This window comes from uncultured Pseudoteredinibacter sp. (assembly GCF_947502065.1).
Lineage (GTDB): Bacteria > Pseudomonadota > Gammaproteobacteria > Pseudomonadales > Cellvibrionaceae > Pseudoteredinibacter.
On record NZ_CANMYE010000007.1, the window covers coordinates 71076 to 89754 of the forward strand.

Sequence of the window (18679 nt, forward strand, 5' to 3'; positions counted from 1 at the left end):
CTCAGGCATTGAGGGAGGCGTTATTTTCTTGGCCGAGTTTGTACATGGCCTCTTCAGTTACATCATAGACAATGACACAGATATGATTGACCTCTCCAGTTGTCGATACCAGTGGAATAATTGTCGTGTTCTGGTACATGTGAGGCGCCGTGCAGGTAATTGGACGATAGGTTTTGAACTTAAATAGATAAGGTCTTTGTTCCCAGCTGCTAAATGCACTACTTTGCAGCAAAAATACCGATTCGGCTTTGCTGCGAAAGCGAGCCTCGTCAATTTCAGGAAACAGCTCAAAGAGATTCTGGTCTTTAGTGGAGTTGGGGTGGTGGCCGCTATGGTTTTCCATAAAGCCGTTCCAAAGTTGAATACTGTAATCTTTATCTAACACAGCAAGGCCAACATCGACATTCTGCAAAATATCGATGTACCAATAAAATTCTTTTAATTGATCATCTTGTTCGATCATGGTTTCTAGTCGTCCAATAAATAAGAGGCATGGTGCGCCAAGTGCGGGATGCTATCTTCAGTAAAAAACAACAAAAGATCGCACTTGATTGGATAGTCTTCAATGGCATAGCTTAGCTCGATGGCCAGTGTTCTCTGCCACGCTTGGTTATTGATTTCCAGAAGTTGGCTTACATCGCAATGCTGCCCTAAAACTACTGGGGCGCCGCGGCTGAAATGAAGGTCTAGCTGTTCGGCTAATCCTTTCAAATAGGCGCCCACCAAGATATTTGAAATATCCATCAATACCTCGAGCTCGGCGCTGTCATCAAGTTGCCCTTTATAATTCAGTAGGGCTGCCATATCGCCAAAACTAGAGTCATTTAAAATTAGTAATGCTTCACCACTGATACCGGAGCCAATAAAACCCTGACAAACCCCGGAGGTTTCGTCAAAATCTTCAACTGAGGCAAAAGCCATGCACAGCTCACTGACTTCAATCAGATTAACGTTGGGAATTGGTAGTTCTACAAAGACTTTTAGTAAACGGGCTAGCATGTCGCCAGCTTGACCCATGGCGACATTTGAAATCTCTTGCAAGCAATCGCGCAGCTGAGGATCTAGCTCTTTTATGCTGTCTTTGCTTTCGCTCTTGTTGAGTTCTGGAGCTTTGCTGGGTTTGTCTTTTGCTACTTGAGGTTCAATGATCTGTTGTTCTTTATTAGCGAGTAGCTCAGCGTCAATGATGCCGTACTCAAGCAGCATACTGGTTAGCTTGTCTTTATCGACAGGTTTCTTAATGAAGTCGATGGCGCCAAGCTGTTTTACGCGGTTGCGTGCCTCCGGTTGAATATCACCAGAAATGACAACAACCATTGTTTCGAGGTCTTGCGCGCGAATCGCTTCCAAAACCTCATAGCCGTCCATAACCGGCATATTGAGGTCTAGCAGTAGCAATTCAGCCTTGCCTTCTTTGATTGCTTCGACGCCTTCTTGGCCATTTGTTGCAAAGCTAACATCAACTGGCCAGCCGTCGGGCAGAGAGCGGGCGCATTGCTTACGCGCCATGTTGGAGTCGTCGCATATTAATACAGGAGTGGACATGGTTTGCTCTTATTTTTGAAACTACTAATAAATGTAGCAGAGAATTTCCAGCTTTCTGCCTGATATCGATGACTTGAGTAGTCCTATGCAGTTTATAGCTGGCTTTGCTCGTAAAGTGTCCAGTTTGGGTGATTTATTTCCGCAGAATATCTGTAGTTATTCATTTAAGGTTCAACTTGGAAAAGCATAATGTTTGGCTCTTTAGTGCCGGTTGGCAAATAAAACCATCAAACTAACGACTTAGCTTCAGTTTGGGGTCCAAGTATTACCCACAGGGAAGAGTAATGAGTGAACATAAAGTTGTTTTCGTAGGGCCCTCTGGCGCTGGGAAAAGCACGGCTATTAAAACCATCAGTGAGGCTCGATCATCATTTGATGAGCGTAGCTTAGGGTTGCTCAATTCCCAGCATAATGTGCTGTTTGGCGACTCGGTTGACTATGAGTTGATCAATATGCGCGATGGGCAGTCAATGCATCTATTGGGCACCCAGGGCAGCCAAAACAGTGAGACTATTCAGGTTTTGCTCCGACGAGGAGTGGCGGCGGTGGTGATATTGATCAGTAATGCGGTGCATAATCCCTTGGCAATGTTAAGGGAGCAGTTGTTGCAAATAGGAGATTTAGCAAAAAGTACACGCATTGTGGTGGGCATTAGCCATATGGACGTTAAGGCAGACCCGGGTGCGACGGTTTTTAGCCGTGAGCTACATAAGTTTCAGGTCTTCGAATGTCTAGATCAGAATATCCCTTTGTTAGTTGTTGATCCGCGAGACCGACAAGATATGGGGCTATTGCTTGAAACGGCGCTTTACATCAGCCGTGAAGATGAGCAGCAAGTATTGGCTTAAGTTGTTACTGGGGCTTGCTAAAAATAGTTGTTGCTGCGAGTCCGCCTAGCGAAAGTGCTAGGCGGTGAATCCAAAAACCGGAAATGTACGCTCAGATCCCTTCCATAAAATCCAACATCGCTTGATGCCTAACGGTCTTGCGGTGTTTGGCCCATAGCTCCTTGATTTTGTCTGTGTTGCAAATTTTTCGATCCACTAAAACTCGGGTTTGTAGTTCACCCACAGCCTGTGTTGCTGGGCACTTGCTAAAAATAGTTTGATGGCTGATTAGATCCATAAATGGCCCAGATTTACTGGTCGGCATAATAAACAGCAATTGCAAACCTAGTGATTCGGTAAGGTAGTGGATCACTTGGCGCGAACGGGTTTCGTCCATCTTGGAGAAAGCTTCATCCACCAACACCATGCGACAATGAGTATTACCTTCATTAAAGCGAAAGGCCGAAGTTACGGCCGCTGCGCGAATAATGTAGGCAGGGGTTTCCAATTGACCGCCAGAACCAGTGCCGTAGGTGCTAAGCGCAATGGCTTCCTTGTTTAGGGGCTCTTTATAAATTTCGTAATTTCGATAATTGCGATAATCACTAATGCGATTCAACTCGCGCAAGGCGGTTTGCTCATCTTTATCCAACAGCATAGTAAGCAGCTTATCGCGCACCTGCTGCGATTTTTTGCTCAGCTCAGCATCGAATAGAGAGTTACCATCACCAAGATCTGGCGTATCTATTACTTCTTTAAAGAACTTATAGTATTCCTTAAATTCTGGGATCCAGTCGTAGCCAAAGAAAAACCGCTCGCGATCATCACCAAAGCGATGATGTTGTAGCTCCAAGTTCAATACTTCAAGCTGCTCTTTACCGTCACCAATAGCTTGATATATAGAATGACAAAGGTTACTGACAAAAGCTGTATTAAAGCTGTCCTTGAGAGCCAGTAAATTCTCGTGTTTGCCAACGAGTACGTTGTTTTTCAGCGAGTGGTAAACACCATCAATATTGTGCTGGGCGTGCTGCACTTGCTGGTACATCTCAATGCTATCGCGACTATCACTGCTGGAAAGATAAGGTATAGCGCAGTGGCTGTTGCATAGCTGGTTATGTTGGCTAAGTTGTTGATCTAGCTTGCGTTCGATTTGCTCCAGCTGCCCTCTTAAGTCGTTGCATTGGGGCAGTAGGCTATCGCTAGCATTCGCAGCTAAATGCTCTGCTTTACTAAGCGCTTCTTGGCTATCGAAGTTACTACTGTGCTTGGCGATATCATCGACGGCAGACTCACCTTGTTCGAGCTGCCGCTGTAAGCTGTCTTGCTCATCGGCTAATTTATCAATGGCAATTTCAAGTTGTTGAGATTTATTTTTATACTCGCCCTGCGCCTGATGTTGCTCATTGATTTGTTTTTCTAACGATAGGTGCTCACCTTTTAGCTGCTGTAGCTGTGCCTCAAGGTCATCAAATTCGCTGAGATCAAGATTGCTAATGTCCTGCTCGGCTTGCTCCAGTTCGCGATAACAATCTAGTAACCCATGAACGATATCTACCGACTTAGGCGCAGTAATCTTGTCGCAGGCGTCTAAGCAATTAGCCGCTTCTCGGTAGGAAATTTCTAAATGTTTACTCTGCGCTAAAAGCTCGTCAATTTGCTCACGCTTGGCGATTACTGCACGATCACGAGCGCCCTGGCCGAATAGTAGATCACCAGCATCGATATCACAGCGGAACATGGCATAGTTGCCTGCGCCAATACCATTGGCGCATAAGCCTCGATGGAGCCCTCGAAGCTCTTGCTCATCTTCCGCACGCACCACGCTGCCGTATGAAGCGCGAATATAATATTCGGCTGTTTTGTGGCTGAACTCCATCAATTCGACGATAGAGCCTTTCGGTGTGTTGAGCCGACTCGCATCTCGAGCTGCTTTATGGCCTTGAATGACGCGAGCTCTATTTTGGCCGCCCCGCCTACCGCCAATGTTACGAACAATGGCAATTGCCTCGGCTTCATAATCGGCTTCTACGATAATGCCAAATCTGGCGCCGCCGATATATCCCTCAATGGCCATCTGCCATTGAGGATCGCTGACTTCAATAAAATCACAAAGTACTGCGGGCTTGGCCTCTGGGCACTCTTGCTCAATGGCGTTTAAGGCCTGCTGTATATATCCAGGGTAAGAGATTTTGCTTTGACCGAGGCGTTGAACTTCAAGTTCGCGCGCATCGATTTGTTGGCGATTTCTATCTTGTTTTTCTCGGCGTCTCTGAGCCAATGCAAACAACTGATCTCGCAGGCTGTCCTGGCCTTCTTCACTATGGTGCACCACTGAGTAAAGATGTTGATGGCTATTATCTCGCTTAACAAGCTCTTCAAGCTTCCTTTCTAGGTCGCCGCTGCCAAGGAAATCGATGGTCATCAATTTTTGAGCATCAATGCCGGTTTCATCGCCAAGAGATATCACTTGCTTTAGCGCTTTTTGGCACAGGCCATGAGCTAAGCTTGGGCACTCTAACTCCAGCGAGCTTTGCTGAATAGTTTTCAGTAGCTTCTGGGCTTGCTGGTAGTTTTCGCTAAAGCTGTGCAGTTGTTGCAGTAGTCGCGGTGCTTGGTTGCTGAGTTGCTGCTGAGATCTTTCCGCCAAAGCCTGCAATTCATCCTTGTCTTTTAACGCAGAGATGCCCTTTCGTTTGGCGCTAAGTTCGGTGATTTGATCGAACAAGATACTCTTTTTACGCTCAGCCAACTCGATACTGTGCAAACCATCTTTGGCAGCCAGCTGATTCTGTTGCTGCTGATCTTTCTTAGCGAGGTAACTTTTTTGTAGGCTGCGCTGCCTACGATAGAGCTCGGCATATTCTAAGACTCGTATTTGTTGCCAAATATCTAAAAACTCTACGGCATTTCCATTGGCGTCTTCTAAGCGATCAATGGATTCATTCAGGGCGCGAGTTTCTTGCTCCATGCCATGAATTGTTTTCATTAGCTCCGAAACCTGGCGGATATCTTCGCTCAAATCCTTGGGCTCAAGAACTTCTTTGGCTACAAATTCATTGATACTCTTAACCGGTTTATAGGCCATAAAGTTGGAAAAGGTCTTGGCGGCGTGTTTCGCTTCACGATCTGAAACCGCGCCGCCCTGCCCGCGAAGAGCACCATATAAGCGGCGCAAGTAGCTGCTTTTTTTATCGTAGCTTTCTACCGCTTCCTGGCCGAACTCAATGCGCAAATTTTTAGCAAGGTTGCCCATTGGTAGGATATATTTTCCGCCCTTGTCTTCTTTTACAAAGGTCGCAAGGTTGATGGCGCCAGCAGGGATATGTTCGCTGGGAGCTATCAAAAAAAGTAATTCATCTTGGCGAGCCTGGCGCTGTTTGCCGGCGGTTTCCAGGCTTGCTTGCACTGCCATTATGGCCCAGAACGCCTGTCCGCTCTCACCTTGAGTTGGGTGAAATAAAGCAGCTATATAGCCTTGGCATTTGGCGGGGCGGGCGTAGCTTCCGTCGTCACAGCCTAATATATAGGATGCTAGTGTTCGAACCTGTTTTCCGCCGCGGCCACGCTGACTGGTTTCGTCTTGCCCTGGGTTGTAATTAAATAAATTTTCATGGGCTGCGGTCATTAATGTTTGCAGTGCATCTGCCGCTGTGGTTTTGCCTGATCCATTACCGCCAGAAAATAGATTAACGGGGCCGAAGTCAAATTCGATAGGAGGTATATTGCCCCAGTTAACGAGGATGGCTTTCTTACAGAACATTAGTCATCTCCCTCGCTTTGATTTAGGCCGCTTTGACTTTCCGGATCAAGTTGAGCAAGTACCTCATGGCTGACTAAGCTGCTAATGCCGGGTTGAATACTGATCCAACTCTCTGCATCGTCGTTGCCGGTTTCGCTGTTGAAGCGAATAATACGTAGCTGTCGTAGGTTGCGGAAAAGTTGGCGGCGTTCCTGCTGAGCTTCTGGCAGTTTCCGTTTGAGGAGATTGTTTAAACTGATGGCTATTTCTTCCATAGAGATCAAAACACAGCCCTTGTCATCGACTAAGCCTTCGCGCAGTGACTTTTCATATTCCACTCGAAGTACTAGTATCAAGGCCATTTCCATTTGATTGGGACGATGACGAAAGCCTTGATTGAACGGGCTATGTTCGTCATCTTGAAGGTTCGGGGCCTTGGCACCAGGTGGGTATATTCTCACAAAACAAAACTGTTCATCGTGTTCAATACGAACCCCAATAATTGATAGGTAATCATCAACCAGTTCTTGGCACTGTAAGTAGCGGTCGTAAAGCGTAGCTTCGATTTGGCTTTCATCACGGTTGATAATGCCATAGTCCAAAAGGCGAATCATCAGCTCTGAAAAGTCTTCCACTCGAATGGCTTTTTCATGTAGAGCCTGTTGTAGCATTTGATTGAACATAAAATTTGTTACTTGTCTGTTGCTGGCGCTGTGCCGCGTAGTTCGATGGTGAATTCGTCAAAGCTCTCGAAGTACTCATTGCTCTGTGGATCGGTGCTTAAGTATTGTACTTCGAATTGTAAGTCCGAGCTTTGGTTGTTGACGGCGCCAATTTCAATGGCGGAAGCCATACTCATTAAGCTGTGAGCATCTTCAATTTGTAACTCGCTGGTGGCGATTTGACGCCCTCCACGCAACGAGTCGACAATGTAATTGCGTAAGTTTTCTTTGTTGCTAACAAAAGCTTGGTCGAGCAGCTGCTGAATCATTAATTCGCGCTGTGCCTCGCTATCAAGTTCAACGGCTTCTTGTACTGCAGTGCTTAAAGCAACGGCGCTTTTACGTTCTTGCCACTTGATATGAGCAGGGTCTATAAAGGCAAGGCGCATGCTAGCGCACTTATTGGCCGCTGCGCTAAGGCGCTGCTGGAAACTTTCCTCATCAAGATCGGCAAGTTCGCGACAGGTTTCGACTAAATTATTATCAGCCTGGCTGTGTAAATAGCTGAGCTGACGAATAATAATGTCTGCACGCTTGGTGAAGCCATGCAAAGCGCTACGTAGCGCGGGCAGCATTATATCGGCGGCACTGCGCATGCGCTGCTCTATCTGCTCTAATAAAAAATAAAGATAGGACTGATCTTCAGAGCAAAGGTCGGGCATTACTCGGCGTAATTCTAACTCCGCCTGTTGTTTAAAGGTTTTGGGCTTGCTGCGTATTTTACGAATGATCTTTTTAATATCATCGCGATACTTTTCAACACTATCAGCAGAAAGGCGAACCTGGATGTCTGGCTGAAAGCGTTTTTCCATAAACTCAAAAAATTGCTCACTGGCTTGCTGTACCAATTGTTGTGCTTCGACCTCACGAACCAGTTCACGTTTGCGCTCTTCCAGCTCGGAAATGATATCCGTAAAATCGGTAATAATTCGCTCTGAATGATCGTAAGCATCTAGTAAATCATAAACTTCGGCGCGGCTATGAAATGCTTCCAAAGAGTTCAGAGTGTTGCGCGTATTGCGATGACGAGTACGAATCTGGCTGCTGTCAGCTTCTAACAAGGCTTGGGCGAAAACCCGACCCATACGGCTGAAAGGAAAGCTGGTTGCCAAGGTAGCAGGGTCTACTTGACGTTCTACCCAGCCGCAGTCGATAAGTAGCTTAAGTAACCAGCTGGCCTGCTCACGAGCGCTTTTAAAGCGTAATTCTTGATCAGTGCCGTCTTCGCTGTCACTTTCCAAAACCAGCTTGGCGTTACGGGCCAGTGCCTCAGTGAAGATATCGATGATTAAATCTCGATCAGGGGCGTGCCCATAGTCTGCAGTAGCGCTGTATTGACGTTGGTAGAGTAAGGTAAGGCAGGCGGCCACCTGTGCCCGGTATTTGCCAGTTAAGGCTTTAAAAAAGTGTAAACGTTCAGCACAAAAAAACATCGATAAGCCTCGGCATTCCCTACCATAGCGGGGCCAAAAGCGAGGATTTTACGCCTTTGCTAAGGAGCGGTAAATATGAGCTTTCTAATCGGGACTAATGGCCATTATTCAGGCCTGTCTAGCCAAGGTATAATAGAAGGCTCTAATATAAAGATGTACGATTTAACACCTGCCCAAATAACACTTATAAGAGCAGCTAGAGCCTCAAAGCGAGAATAGCAATATGCAAAATACATTTGATCACCCCTTACCCAATGAGCAAGGTTACTTTGGTGAATATGGCGGAAGCTTTATTCCACCTGAGCTGCAGCAAATAATGAATGATATTGATGCGGCTTATTGTGAGATTCGCCAAGACCCAGAGTTTTTAAGCCAGCTAGCTAGCCTTTATCAACATTATGTTGGCCGCCCTAGCCCAATCTTCTTGGCTCAAAATTTATCAAAGAAATACGGTGCCGAGATTTACCTCAAGCGAGAAGACTTGAATCACACCGGTGCCCACAAAATAAACCACTGTCTTGGTGAAGCTCTATTGGCCAAGAAAATGGGTAAGCAAAAGATCATTGCTGAAACCGGTGCAGGGCAACACGGGGTTGCTTTGGCGACGGCGGCGGCCTTGCTGGGCTTGGAGTGCGACATCTATATGGGCGAGGTAGATATTAAAAAAGAGCATCCCAATGTTGTGCGCATGCATATCTTAGGTGCCAATGTGATCCCCGCAACTCATGGCCGTAAAACTTTAAAAGAGGCGGTAGATGCCGCATTCGAAGCCTACTTAAAAGATCCGCATAGTCAGCTGTATGCTATTGGTTCTGTAGTGGGCCCGCATCCTTTCCCAATGATGGTGCGCGACTTCCAGTCTATTATTGGAAATGAGGCCCGCCAGCAAATGCAGCAGCAATACGGTGGCCTACCTGATCATGTGGTTGCTTGTGTTGGTGGTGGATCCAATGCGATGGGAATCTTCAGTGCCTTTTTAGATGACACAGAGGTAGCCTTGCACGGCGTTGAGCCGGCTGGACATACTATGGATGTTGCCGGAGAACACGCGGCTACCCTAAGCAAAGGCCAGCCAGGTACCATGCATGGCTTTAAGTCTTATATGTTGCAAGATGAGCAAGGTGAGCCGCAAGAGGTGTACTCTGTCGCCAGTGGTTTGGATTATCCCTCAGTTGGGCCGCAGCATGCTTACTTGAAAGATCTAGGTCGAGTTAATTACCATGCTATCGATGATAAACAAGCGATCGATGCCTTTTTTGAACTGTCCCGTATGGAAGGCATCATTCCCGCGATTGAATCGTCTCACGCGATTGCGCAAGCTTGCAAAATTGCAAAAGACGGGGGGTGTGTATTAGTAAACCTATCAGGTCGAGGCGATAAGGATATCGATTTTGTAGTTGAGAATTATGGCCAAGCCTATGAAATAGGCAACAAGCTTTAATCGATAGCGTGGCGCTGCGTTTTCGCAGCGCTTTTTTATTTTGCCGTAATAAAAATTGAGTCTGGTATGGAGCGGCTTCTTTGAAAACTTCTTAATCTTGATCGGGTAGCGTCACTGATGCGAATGCCTTTAGAGAGTAAAAGTGCTCCGCTTTTAGTTTTTACATCGCGAGACAATACCATGTCATCGTCAAGCTCTGATATTGGTACATGCTGTTCGTCTTTCTGAACGATATACTCCAAAGATTTTACGAATAGATCTAAAATCTTTGGGTCGTAATAAATACCGGCTTTGCCCCGCATTTTGTTGATCGCATATTCACTGCTACCGTGTAGTGATTCATAGTGATCGAAATCTACGATGACCTTGAGTAGTCGAGATGCCACTGGAATGTCACTACCGGAAACGTCATCCTCAGGGTATCCGCTGCCATTAAAGTTTTTGTTCTGGTAGCGAATGGAGTTGGCGATATCCTCCATGCGGGGGATTCGGCTAATTAGCTGAAACGCTAGCTCTGGGTGATAGTGGTACATTTGCTCGAAGTTGGCATCAAGTTTCCCTCCTTGGTTTATGGCGCTGATTGCCTCTTCAGGCAAGCTAACTAGGCCTACCAGGCATAACATGGACAGCGCTTCGTATCTCCAGACCTCTTTTACGCCGAGAATAGAGACGCATCGTGTAACATGATCCTTTAGTCTGGAAGTGCGGCCAAATATATCAGGGCTTGCTAAGGCGAGAGTGTCACTCAAAGCCTCAATACTTGCGCGTAGAGTGTTTTCAAGGAGATCCTCTTCCAGATTGTTAAGGGTATATTGTTGAATTGCTGAGTTTAGAACCTCTGAAACGATCTGAGGGGAAGAGGGTTTATTTATAAACTTAAAAATATTACCTTGATTGATCGCGTCTATCGCCGTTTGTTGGTCCGCATTTCCGGTCAGCATAATCCTTATAGCATTTGGTTGGATTTCTTTTGATCTTTCTAGAAACTCAATACCGTTCATTTCCGGCATTTGCATATCAGATACGATTACCGAAAAGGTAGGGCCGGCACTTAGCTGCTTAAGAGCTGCTTCCCCGCTGTCCGCAAGATGAATGTCGAACTCTCCTCGGAGTGTTCTTCTGAAAGCTTTTAGTACATTGGGTTCGTCGTCAACAAATAACACGGAAGGTTTCATGTTGTCCTCATTGATACTTAAATATTACTGGAAATCTCTAGCCAAGATTCAATTTTGTCACTGCTAAAGTAGTCGCCTAATGGGCAGCGATCTGTTTTCAATAATGCTGTGTTGTTTAGCAGTTGATATACAATATGTATGATTTCGGGTGGAGCAATATGACTAAAATTCAAATGTTGTGGCTGATGTATTAACGCCAAGCAGCTGCTAATGTCACCTGGAAGACCCCAAAAATCTAGGAGATATGCCCCTACTAGACTGTTGTCAAAACCAAAGACTTCACTTTCAGACCTATAAATTTCAACATTGTCCATTTCGCTAATGGATGCGGCTTTGAGATAGTCTTTAGGAAATTCCTGCTGTAAGACAATCTCGCCGATTCTGTGAAGTAATCCTGCTGTGAATGACTGATTAATGGCTCCCAGTTCTAACTTCTCGTGGGTAGCAATTTTTTTCGCTAGGATCGCGGTGTTCTGGCTTTGTTGCCAGATTTTTTCCAAGTTAAAATGTTCGCTTTCAGGGCGAGGCAGCTGATCGAAGACCTTTATCGTCAGTATCAAACTCTTGATTGTATCGATACCTAAGAAGTTTACTGCTTCGCAGGGCGATTCTATGGTTCTTCCTATCCCAAAATATGCAGAGTTGCAAATTTGAAGCAGTTTAGCTGTCATAGCGATATCTTGGCTGATTAGCTCAGAGATTGCATCAAGGCTTGAATCCTCTTTACTAAGCTCTTTGTTGATCTCGCTGTAAATAGTAGGGAGGCACGGCAATTTATCAATCTTAGATATAGTCTTGCTTAAAGCCGGGCAGGACAATAGGTCCTTCATTCTAAGGGATTTATTTATCGTAGATTTTAGCGTTTCAGGTTTGGCCGGCTTGGCTAAATATTGATGCGCGACATTTATGCAGTTTAAGATTAATTCTGTTTCACTGTAACCAGACAAAACTATTCTGAGGGTTTCAGGGTATAGCTTTTTAACCTGTGTGAGTAGTTCAACCCCGTTCATATTTGGCATGCGCATATCGCTTACAATGACATCATAGGAGTTGTTCGACATTTCTTCGAGTGCAGCAGCCCCTGAGCTTGAAAAACTCATGGACCATTCATTTCTGGTAGAGTGAAGAGCTCGCCTAAGCCCGCTTAGGACGTTTTCTTCATCATCTACAAACAGTATATTTTTCTTCATTGCTAATCAGGTTTTTCATCAATGGGGAGGCTAATGGTAAAAGTCGTTCCCTCACCTACCTCGCTGCTAATGTTAACTGTTCCCTTGTGTTTGTCCTTTATTACAGAGTATGAAATGGATAAGCCTTGCCCCGTCCCTTTACCGACTCCTTTGGTGGTGAAAAATGGGTCAAAGACTTTGCTGATTATCTCTTGCGGAATTCCAATGCCATCATCCTTAATCTCAATTACGGCAGACTCATCTTCGAGCCTGGTAATAATTTCAATCAGACCCATTTTTTCGCCTTTGTATTTCTCCTCAATAGCATGTGAAGAGTTCACTATCATGTTGAGAAACACTTGATTAAGTTCTCCCGGAAAGCAGCTAACTGGGGGCAGGTCTTTTTCAAGATTGAGTTTTAAATCGGCAGTGTATTTCCATTCGCTCTTTGAAATGATCGAAGTGCTTTCGATTGCCTTGTTGAGGTTGATCTTTTGCTTTTCCTCACCGTCAGGGTGTGAAAAGTTCTTCATTGCACTAACGATTTTGTTGATGCGTTTTAGACCGTCCTTAGATTGCGTGATCGCATCTGGAAGCTCTTCCTGAAGGAACTCAAAGTCTAAGTCTTCTAAGTAGTTTTCGTTGACTACAGATAATTCATTTCCATGTTGCTTGATAAATTCAATCAGCTCCTGGCAAGATGTGCCGATAAAATTCAGGTTGTCACCTACAAATTGCGCGGGAGTATTCACCTCATGGGCAATTCCCGCAGCAAGTTGGCCAATAGATTCGAGTTTCTGTGATTGCCTAAGTTGAGCTTCAATTTCTTGATTCTTTAGCTCCTGTTCTTTTTGCTTGGATATATCAAGATACACACCGCGAAGCTTGTGCAGCCTGCCGTTTTTAAATATTCGACTAATAATGCCTTTGAGCCAAATGTTTTTATTATCAATGCGCTTGCTTTGAAACTCGATTTGAAAGCTACTGTTGTAGTCCTCGCCTTCGATAATTCTTTGCATGATGTCTTGCTGCCCAGTACCTTCCATTAGGCTGCCAATAATAAAGTCGCCACTTGTAAAGCACTCGGGTGGGTACCCAAGTATGCGTTCTACCTGTTCGCTAATGTAGTTATAGCGCATCGTTACAGGATCTCCTTCCCAGAGAATACCGTCAATTGAGTTTGTTAGAGAGGATAGTTCACTGTTGGACTCCTGAAGCTTGTCGTAGAGTTCCTGAGATTTTTCTACTTCGCTTTCAAGTTCTAATTTCGCCTCATTTAGCTCTTTTGTTTTGATGTCGACCTTATGATTGACAAGTTGTGTCTCGATGCTTTGATAGCGAACGTAGTACAAGAGAATGAGTGTCAAAGTTAGACTGAAGATAAAAGGCAAAAAATCGGACCAGCTGTCAAGCTGATAAAAATTATTACCTGGGTCAAATGCAATTGATAAGTCCTTGTTTGCATACTTGATGGCATAGGGTAGAAAAACGATGTTTTTATTTGCTGCTCGAAGCTCTTCTAAACTCACTTCCTGTGAAAAGTCTACCGGGAAGGTGTATAAGCTGCTAAAGCCAGATAATCTGTCGCCAGTAAAAACATGCGTCTTTTGCCAGTCTTCACTTGATCTTTCGATTACATTGGAAAGCATGCTGTTTATACTGCAGCAGGCAATTAGCTGCATGTTGACAGATTCCGGTATTTTAGTGGAAATGCACATGACATTTGCAGATTGGACTTTGGGTTTTATTAAAATAGAAAACTGATCGGGGTAGCTATTGTTTGCTGAGAAATAATTTGTGATGTGAGGTTTTAGGTCAAATTTACTACTTTCCCTCAAGGCATGTAGAGTTGCCGCCTGGTTGGTCTCTCCATCATAAAGATAAAATGATTCGTGAATGGAGAGATCTTTAACTAAGCTTTCTATTTGATTTTTGTCGAAACTGTTCTTCAGAATTATCTCTGAGATCGAGCTGGCCAATATTTTGGAATAGTTCTCTTTGCTTTTGAAAGTGTCTCCGATTATCAAGGTTAGACTCGAGATCTTAGCTTCAAAGTCGAACTTTTTTTGTTTTATTTGTTCGTTAATTTCAGAATTTTGAATAAGAACGGAGATAGTGCATCCAATAATAAATATTACCGAAAATATTATGGCATCTTTCTTGGTTTCTATCACTTTCATTGCTTAAGTGACTCGATGTAGTAGATAAGAGAATTGATTTCATGATCCAGAAGCTCTTGCCCCCAGGCAGGCATCTGCTTTGATCTGCCTAATGGGCTGCCTCCCACGCTGATTATATTTTTCAGGTAGCTAGTGTCTTTAGTGCTTCTGCTTAAGTTGTAGGGTGTAGGGTCTGTGATGACGCTTTTTGACAGAACGCCATCTCCCTCGCCATTTGCACCATGACATATTTTGCATCGACTTAAGTAAATTGTTCTGCCTAAGAACTTGTTGCTTTGTAATTCCCCTGAGAAAGATCTTATTTCTTCAATTGCGCCGTCATAATTGTTCCTCAGCTTAATCACAAAGCTCGAAACTGATGCTATTTGGAGCTCGTTGAGCTCACCCTTCCAGGGTGGTGAATATGGGCTCATCTTGCCTTTGCTTCCGCCATCCGTGACAATTTTGATTACGTCTTTTAGTTTCGTGCCGAATTTTTGATTGAACAAGCTGGCACTAGGGTACTCTTCGATAGATAGAGGAATATAGCCATCTCCGTGGCCAGAGTTGCCATGACATAAGGCACAGCGTTTTATATAAATACCAGCTCCTGACGTTAATCCTGTATCACTAGAAGAAAAGGCAGAGCTGCATATGTTGAGTGCCAAACATAGAGTAAGCCATTTGGCCCTATCTACGATTATTCTACTTTTACTTTGAGCTTCATAAAGGGGTGAATAGCGCATTGGACTATAACCTCTCCTTGTTTATCAAATTTTACCGATTTTGAAACTCCCTTAGCATATGACCCTAGGTCAAATGATTTCGATTCGGACATGCTGTAAACATTATGAAAAAAGGGATCCTGATTTGGGAATTTAATGGTGTCCCCCTTTTTTATGGTGATCGATTTTTTGGTGAATGCCTTGTTTTTCTGTCCAATCACATGCTCTGCAGCCATTACGGATGTTGACATTGAAAGCAGTGCTAATATTACTGTCATGAAAAATTTCATCTAGTTCCTCACTCTAATGAATTAAGAAAAGCCAGTAGCTTCTCTTTTTCTTCCTTGTTTAAATTAACGGGCAGTAAGCTTGGCGAGAAATTGTGTTTTTGAACACTCACTTCTTGGTAGTGTTCAATGACCTCTAAGAGGGTTTTAGCACTGCCATCGTGAAAATATGGGGCGGTTCGAGTCGCAAGTCGTAAGCTTGGTGTCTTGAAGGCTCTTTTCATTAGAGGGATGGGCGTAAAACGATAGCGTCCAAGGTCCTCGGGTTTTTGTTTGCTTAAGCCGATATTGTGGAATCCGTCGTCAGTGAAATTTGGCGGGTGGTGACAGACAGCGCAGGCAGCTTTTTGAGGATCTATAAATAGCTTGAAGCCCAGAATCTCTTCGTTATTGAGAGCTGACTCATCACCTTTTAGCCAACGATCAAAGCGTGTGTTTGATGCTGTAATGCTACGTTGAAACTCGGCTAAGGCAGAGCTAATGCGAGCGGAGTCAATGGCGCTGTCACCGAAAGCTCTTTCAAATAAGTTTGGGTACTCTTGATTTGACGCTATTTTTGCTATGAGTAGTTTTTCGTTTAAGCCCATTTCCAAGGGGTCGAAAAATGGCATTAATGCCTGCTGTTCAAGGCTGTCAGCTCTTCCATCCCACATGAGCACTTTTGAATAAGCCGTGTTAATAATTGAAGGGGTTGCCCGTTTAAGGGGCTTGCCAACTAAACCCTGTGCTGTTGGCTTGCCATCGCTCCAGCCGAGCTCTGGAATGTGACAGCTGGCACAGGAAGTGCTTTTGTCGATACTGAGGTTTGTATCGAAGAATATTTTCTTACCAAGCTCGCTGAGTTGTTTGTGTTGCGGGTGTAGTGTTGGTGCCGGTAAAAGCCATTGCTTCCTTAGTTCGCGAAGCTCATCAGTGCTGAACGGGGCTTCCGCGGCAGACTCAATGCATATTGCAAGTAGAGGTAAAAATATCCAAAGCCTCATAACGTGGGTACCTAGCTAGCAATTAATACTAAATAAGCAGATATTTAGTTAGGTTATACTACAAATGTAGTATAGAAATGGCGTTTGGCAATTATTGATAAGGCAATATAGAGCAGATTGCTCTAGTTAAGGAGGCTGCTTGCCTCCTTAACTCGCTAAGCGGGAGGGATAAGGTGGGCTGGGTTATATCCTATTCAATATTCTGGATCTGCTCACGCATCTGCTCAATCAACACCTTTAACTCAACCGCAGCCGCGGTGGTATCGGTAACGATGGATTTTGACGACAAGGTATTGGCTTCACGGTTTAGCTCTTGCATTAGGAAGTCTAAGCGTCGTCCGATAGCCCCCTTTTGCTTGAGAGTTCGACGCACTTCGTTTACATGGGTATCCAAGCGGTCCAGCTCTTCATCAACATCGGCTTTTTGCGCCAAGATAACAATTTCTTGCTCGACACGATCGGCGTCTAGGTCTGCTTTTAGATCTGACAGGCGCTCTAGCAGTTTGTCTCTTTGAGCTTGTAGTATCTGAGGCATTAGGCCTCTTACTAGTGTTACCTGCTCGCTAATGCCTTGCAGTCGCTGCTCGATCATATTGGCAAGCTCTTCGCCTTCGCGATTACGGCTATCGATCAGCTGGTCGATGGTTTGGCCAAATTGACTTAAGGCGTCTTGCTTAAGTTGCTCGCCGTCGACACGATCTTCAATAATTACTCCTGGCCACTTTAGTAATTCCAATGGGTCCAGTGGGCTAAAATCCCCTAGCCCTTGCAATTGCTGGTTGGCGCTTATTAATTGTTCGATGAGCGCTTGATTAAGGCCAATTTGATTGTTTTCGCTACTGCCTAGTTGAATGTTAAAGCTGATGTCGAGCTTACCGCGACTAAGTTTATTGCGAATTTGCTCACGAAGATTGGGCTCCAAGCCGCGATGGGCTTCTGGCAGTCGAAAATTAGGCTCTAGGTAGCGATGATTAACGCTGCGTAATTCCCAGCTAATGCTGCCCCAAGGGTATTGTTGTTCGGAGCGGGCAAATCCAGTCATACTGCGTGGCATAGTGCGTACCTTTTGTTAGATCACTTTTTACTGATATGGCTCACGGTCATATCAGCAACCTAGCTGGGGCAGAATCTTACCATAAAGGGTATACTGGGCGGCTAATTCAACACGAAGGTTTATCTATGAGCAGCATCGAGCGCCCCAGCGGCCGTCAACCCCAGGATCTACGTCAAGTCCGCCTCACCCGCAATTTCACCTGTCACGCCGAAGGTTCGGTTCTGGTGGAATTTGGCAATACTAAGGTGATCTGTACGGCCAGTGTTTCTGACGGTGTACCTCGTTTTATGCGTGGCGAAGGGCGTGGTTGGGTTACTGCTGAATACGGTATGTTGCCCCGCTCTACTGGTGATCGAATGAATCGCGAAGCGGCACGCGGCAAGCAAGGTGGTCGCACGGTTGAGATCCAGCGTTTGATTGGCCGTTCATTGCGCGCCGCTATTGATATGGAAGCCCTAGGTGAAAATACCATCACCATCGATTGTGATGTTATTCAAGCGGATGGTGGTACTCGCACAGCTTCTATCACTGGCGCCTGTGTTGCGCTAGCTGATGCCATAAATTGGATGAAGGCTAATGGCAAGCTAAAAGACGGCGCCGAGCCCCTAGCTCGCATGATCGCTTCTGTATCTGTAGGCATTTATAAAGGTGAGCCGGTTTTAGATTTGGATTACCCAGAAGATTCTAATGCCGAAACCGATATGAACATCGTGATGGCTAACGATGGCGGTATTATCGAAATACAGGGCACCGCTGAAGGCGAGCCATTTAGCGAAACTGAATTTATGGCGATGTTGAATTTGGCTAAAGCCGGTATTAAAGAGCTGAATGATTTGCAGCAGCAGGCATTAAATAGCTAATACTGACAACTACTGTCAGCAGTTAAAAAAGGCAGGGCAATTAGCCCTGCCTTTTTTGTTTCTAACATGAGATAGTTCAGCTTCAATTATTTCTATAGACGTTTTAATCAACTAATAAGGAACGCCAGAATGATCGGTTACGTAACTTTGGGAACAAATGATTTTGCAAAAGCGGCAGATTTTTACGATGCCTTATTAGGCTCGATTGGCGCTAATCGTTTTATGGATATGGATACTTTTGTGGCTTGGGCGGTAGATCCGGGTAAACCTATGATCTGCATTTCCAAACCTTTTGATGGAAATGAGGCAACCGTAGGTAATGGCAGCATGACCGCTGTTGCTATGGATTCTCAAGATAAGGTAGATGCTTTTCATCAAAAAGCGATGGATTTAGGTGCCAGCGATGAAGGTGCGCCGGGCTTGCGTGGTGATGGCTTTTATGGTGCTTACTTTCGTGATTTAGATGGCAATAAGTTGTGTGCTTTTACTATTGTTTCTTAATTTAGTATGAGCTTTGGGGTCAGATCCCCGATACAAAAAAAGAGCTTATCAAGCTC

16 protein-coding genes are annotated in these 18679 nt (G+C 44.9%); 4 read left to right on the forward strand and 12 right to left on the reverse strand.

Annotation, left to right across the window (positions count from 1 at the left end; all coding sequences use genetic code 11):
* Position 1 precedes the first annotated feature (1 nt).
* Positions 2 to 463, reverse strand: coding sequence for a PAS domain-containing protein (locus tag Q1A41_RS16320; RefSeq protein WP_299981142.1), 462 nt, complete (start codon positions 461 to 463; stop codon positions 2 to 4).
* 5 nt (positions 464 to 468) lie between these two features.
* On the reverse strand, positions 469 to 1545 hold the full coding sequence (locus Q1A41_RS20410) for a response regulator (protein ID WP_363322441.1): 1077 nt from the start codon (positions 1543 to 1545) through the stop codon (positions 469 to 471).
* Positions 1546 to 1829: 284 nt separating this feature from the next.
* On the opposite strand from Q1A41_RS20410, the gene Q1A41_RS16330 reads away from it, so the two are divergent.
* Positions 1830 to 2393 (forward strand): hypothetical protein, encoded by a 564-nt coding sequence (locus Q1A41_RS16330; protein ID WP_299981144.1) that lies wholly within the window; start codon positions 1830 to 1832, stop codon positions 2391 to 2393.
* Between the two features lie 91 nt (positions 2394 to 2484).
* Here Q1A41_RS16330 and Q1A41_RS16335 read toward each other — a convergent pair whose 3' ends face one another.
* From Q1A41_RS16335 to Q1A41_RS16345, 3 genes are read right to left on the reverse strand one after another with little or no spacing between them, the layout of a single operon-like run.
* Complete coding sequence (locus Q1A41_RS16335; RefSeq protein WP_299981146.1) at positions 2485 to 6135, reverse strand: SbcC/MukB-like Walker B domain-containing protein; 3651 nt, start codon at positions 6133 to 6135, stop codon at positions 2485 to 2487.
* The gene (locus Q1A41_RS16340; RefSeq protein ID WP_299981148.1) at positions 6135 to 6797 is read right to left on the reverse strand and encodes a DUF4194 domain-containing protein; all 663 of its coding nucleotides are present in this window, start codon (positions 6795 to 6797) and stop codon (positions 6135 to 6137) included. Before Q1A41_RS16340 ends, Q1A41_RS16335 begins: the two co-directional genes overlap by 1 nt.
* A gap of 8 nt (positions 6798 to 6805) precedes the next feature.
* On the reverse strand, positions 6806 to 8269 hold the full coding sequence (locus Q1A41_RS16345) for a Wadjet anti-phage system protein JetA family protein (RefSeq protein ID WP_299981150.1): 1464 nt from the start codon (positions 8267 to 8269) through the stop codon (positions 6806 to 6808).
* Positions 8270 to 8492: 223 nt separating this feature from the next.
* Between Q1A41_RS16345 and trpB the strand changes: the two genes are divergently transcribed.
* Positions 8493 to 9710, forward strand: a complete 1218-nt coding sequence (trpB, locus tag Q1A41_RS16350; protein ID WP_299981152.1) for a tryptophan synthase subunit beta — start codon at positions 8493 to 8495, stop codon at positions 9708 to 9710.
* Positions 9711 to 9745: 35 nt separating this feature from the next.
* Here trpB and Q1A41_RS16355 read toward each other — a convergent pair whose 3' ends face one another.
* The 7 genes from Q1A41_RS16355 to Q1A41_RS16385 form a co-directional block, all read right to left on the reverse strand.
* Entirely contained in the window at positions 9746 to 10885 is a 1140-nt protein-coding gene (locus Q1A41_RS16355) for an HD domain-containing phosphohydrolase (protein ID WP_299981154.1), read from the reverse strand.
* Positions 10886 to 10902: 17 nt separating this feature from the next.
* Positions 10903 to 12075 carry a response regulator gene (locus Q1A41_RS16360; RefSeq protein WP_299981156.1) on the reverse strand — a complete coding sequence of 391 codons (1173 nt, stop codon included), beginning with the start codon at positions 12073 to 12075 and terminating at the stop codon, positions 10903 to 10905.
* Positions 12076 to 12077: 2 nt separating this feature from the next.
* Positions 12078 to 14234, reverse strand: coding sequence for an ATP-binding protein (locus Q1A41_RS16365; protein WP_299981158.1), 2157 nt, complete (start codon positions 14232 to 14234; stop codon positions 12078 to 12080).
* Positions 14231 to 14959, reverse strand: a complete 729-nt coding sequence (locus tag Q1A41_RS16370) for a c-type cytochrome (protein ID WP_299981160.1) — start codon at positions 14957 to 14959, stop codon at positions 14231 to 14233. The genes Q1A41_RS16365 and Q1A41_RS16370 overlap by 4 nt, the downstream gene beginning before the upstream one ends.
* A complete protein-coding gene (locus tag Q1A41_RS16375; RefSeq protein ID WP_299981162.1) occupies positions 14914 to 15228 on the reverse strand; it encodes a plastocyanin/azurin family copper-binding protein in 315 nt (104 codons plus the stop codon). Before Q1A41_RS16375 ends, Q1A41_RS16370 begins: the two co-directional genes overlap by 46 nt.
* 8 nt (positions 15229 to 15236) lie before the next feature.
* A complete protein-coding gene (locus Q1A41_RS16380; protein WP_299981164.1) occupies positions 15237 to 16208 on the reverse strand; it encodes a cytochrome c peroxidase in 972 nt (323 codons plus the stop codon).
* 190 nt (positions 16209 to 16398) lie between these two features.
* Positions 16399 to 17262, reverse strand: a complete 864-nt coding sequence (locus tag Q1A41_RS16385; RefSeq protein WP_299981166.1) for a YicC/YloC family endoribonuclease — start codon at positions 17260 to 17262, stop codon at positions 16399 to 16401.
* 134 nt (positions 17263 to 17396) lie between these two features.
* Here Q1A41_RS16385 and rph point away from each other — a divergent pair, with 134 nt between their 5' ends.
* Complete coding sequence (gene rph / locus Q1A41_RS16390; protein ID WP_299981309.1) at positions 17397 to 18122, forward strand: ribonuclease PH; 726 nt, start codon at positions 17397 to 17399, stop codon at positions 18120 to 18122.
* A gap of 129 nt (positions 18123 to 18251) precedes the next feature.
* Positions 18252 to 18623, forward strand: a complete 372-nt coding sequence (locus Q1A41_RS16395) for a VOC family protein (protein WP_299981168.1) — start codon at positions 18252 to 18254, stop codon at positions 18621 to 18623.
* Positions 18624 to 18679: the final 56 nt, after the last annotated feature.

What these genes read in the sequence shown, in the direction of transcription:
- Q1A41_RS16320 (WP_299981142.1), bottom strand. Translation starts at nt 463, where the DNA reads ATGATCGAACAAGATGATCAATTAAAAGAATTTTATTGGTACATCGAT.
- Q1A41_RS16360 (WP_299981156.1), bottom strand. Translation starts at nt 12,075, where the DNA reads ATGAAGAAAAATATACTGTTTGTAGATGATGAAGAAAACGTCCTAAGC.
- Q1A41_RS16345 (WP_299981150.1), bottom strand. Translation starts at nt 8,269, where the DNA reads ATGTTTTTTTGTGCTGAACGTTTACACTTTTTTAAAGCCTTAACTGGC.
- Q1A41_RS20410 (WP_363322441.1), bottom strand. Translation starts at nt 1,545, where the DNA reads ATGTCCACTCCTGTATTAATATGCGACGACTCCAACATGGCGCGTAAG.
- Q1A41_RS16395 (WP_299981168.1), top strand. Translation starts at nt 18,252, where the DNA reads ATGATCGGTTACGTAACTTTGGGAACAAATGATTTTGCAAAAGCGGCA.
- Q1A41_RS16335 (WP_299981146.1), bottom strand. Translation starts at nt 6,135, where the DNA reads ATGTTCTGTAAGAAAGCCATCCTCGTTAACTGGGGCAATATACCTCCT.
- Q1A41_RS16330 (WP_299981144.1), top strand. Translation starts at nt 1,830, where the DNA reads ATGAGTGAACATAAAGTTGTTTTCGTAGGGCCCTCTGGCGCTGGGAAA.
- Q1A41_RS16370 (WP_299981160.1), bottom strand. Translation starts at nt 14,959, where the DNA reads ATGCGCTATTCACCCCTTTATGAAGCTCAAAGTAAAAGTAGAATAATC.
- trpB (WP_299981152.1), top strand. Translation starts at nt 8,493, where the DNA reads ATGCAAAATACATTTGATCACCCCTTACCCAATGAGCAAGGTTACTTT.
- Q1A41_RS16385 (WP_299981166.1), bottom strand. Translation starts at nt 17,262, where the DNA reads ATGCCACGCAGTATGACTGGATTTGCCCGCTCCGAACAACAATACCCT.
- Q1A41_RS16355 (WP_299981154.1), bottom strand. Translation starts at nt 10,885, where the DNA reads ATGAAACCTTCCGTGTTATTTGTTGACGACGAACCCAATGTACTAAAA.
- Q1A41_RS16340 (WP_299981148.1), bottom strand. Translation starts at nt 6,797, where the DNA reads ATGTTCAATCAAATGCTACAACAGGCTCTACATGAAAAAGCCATTCGA.
- Q1A41_RS16375 (WP_299981162.1), bottom strand. Translation starts at nt 15,228, where the DNA reads ATGAAATTTTTCATGACAGTAATATTAGCACTGCTTTCAATGTCAACA.
- Q1A41_RS16380 (WP_299981164.1), bottom strand. Translation starts at nt 16,208, where the DNA reads ATGAGGCTTTGGATATTTTTACCTCTACTTGCAATATGCATTGAGTCT.
- Q1A41_RS16365 (WP_299981158.1), bottom strand. Translation starts at nt 14,234, where the DNA reads ATGAAAGTGATAGAAACCAAGAAAGATGCCATAATATTTTCGGTAATA.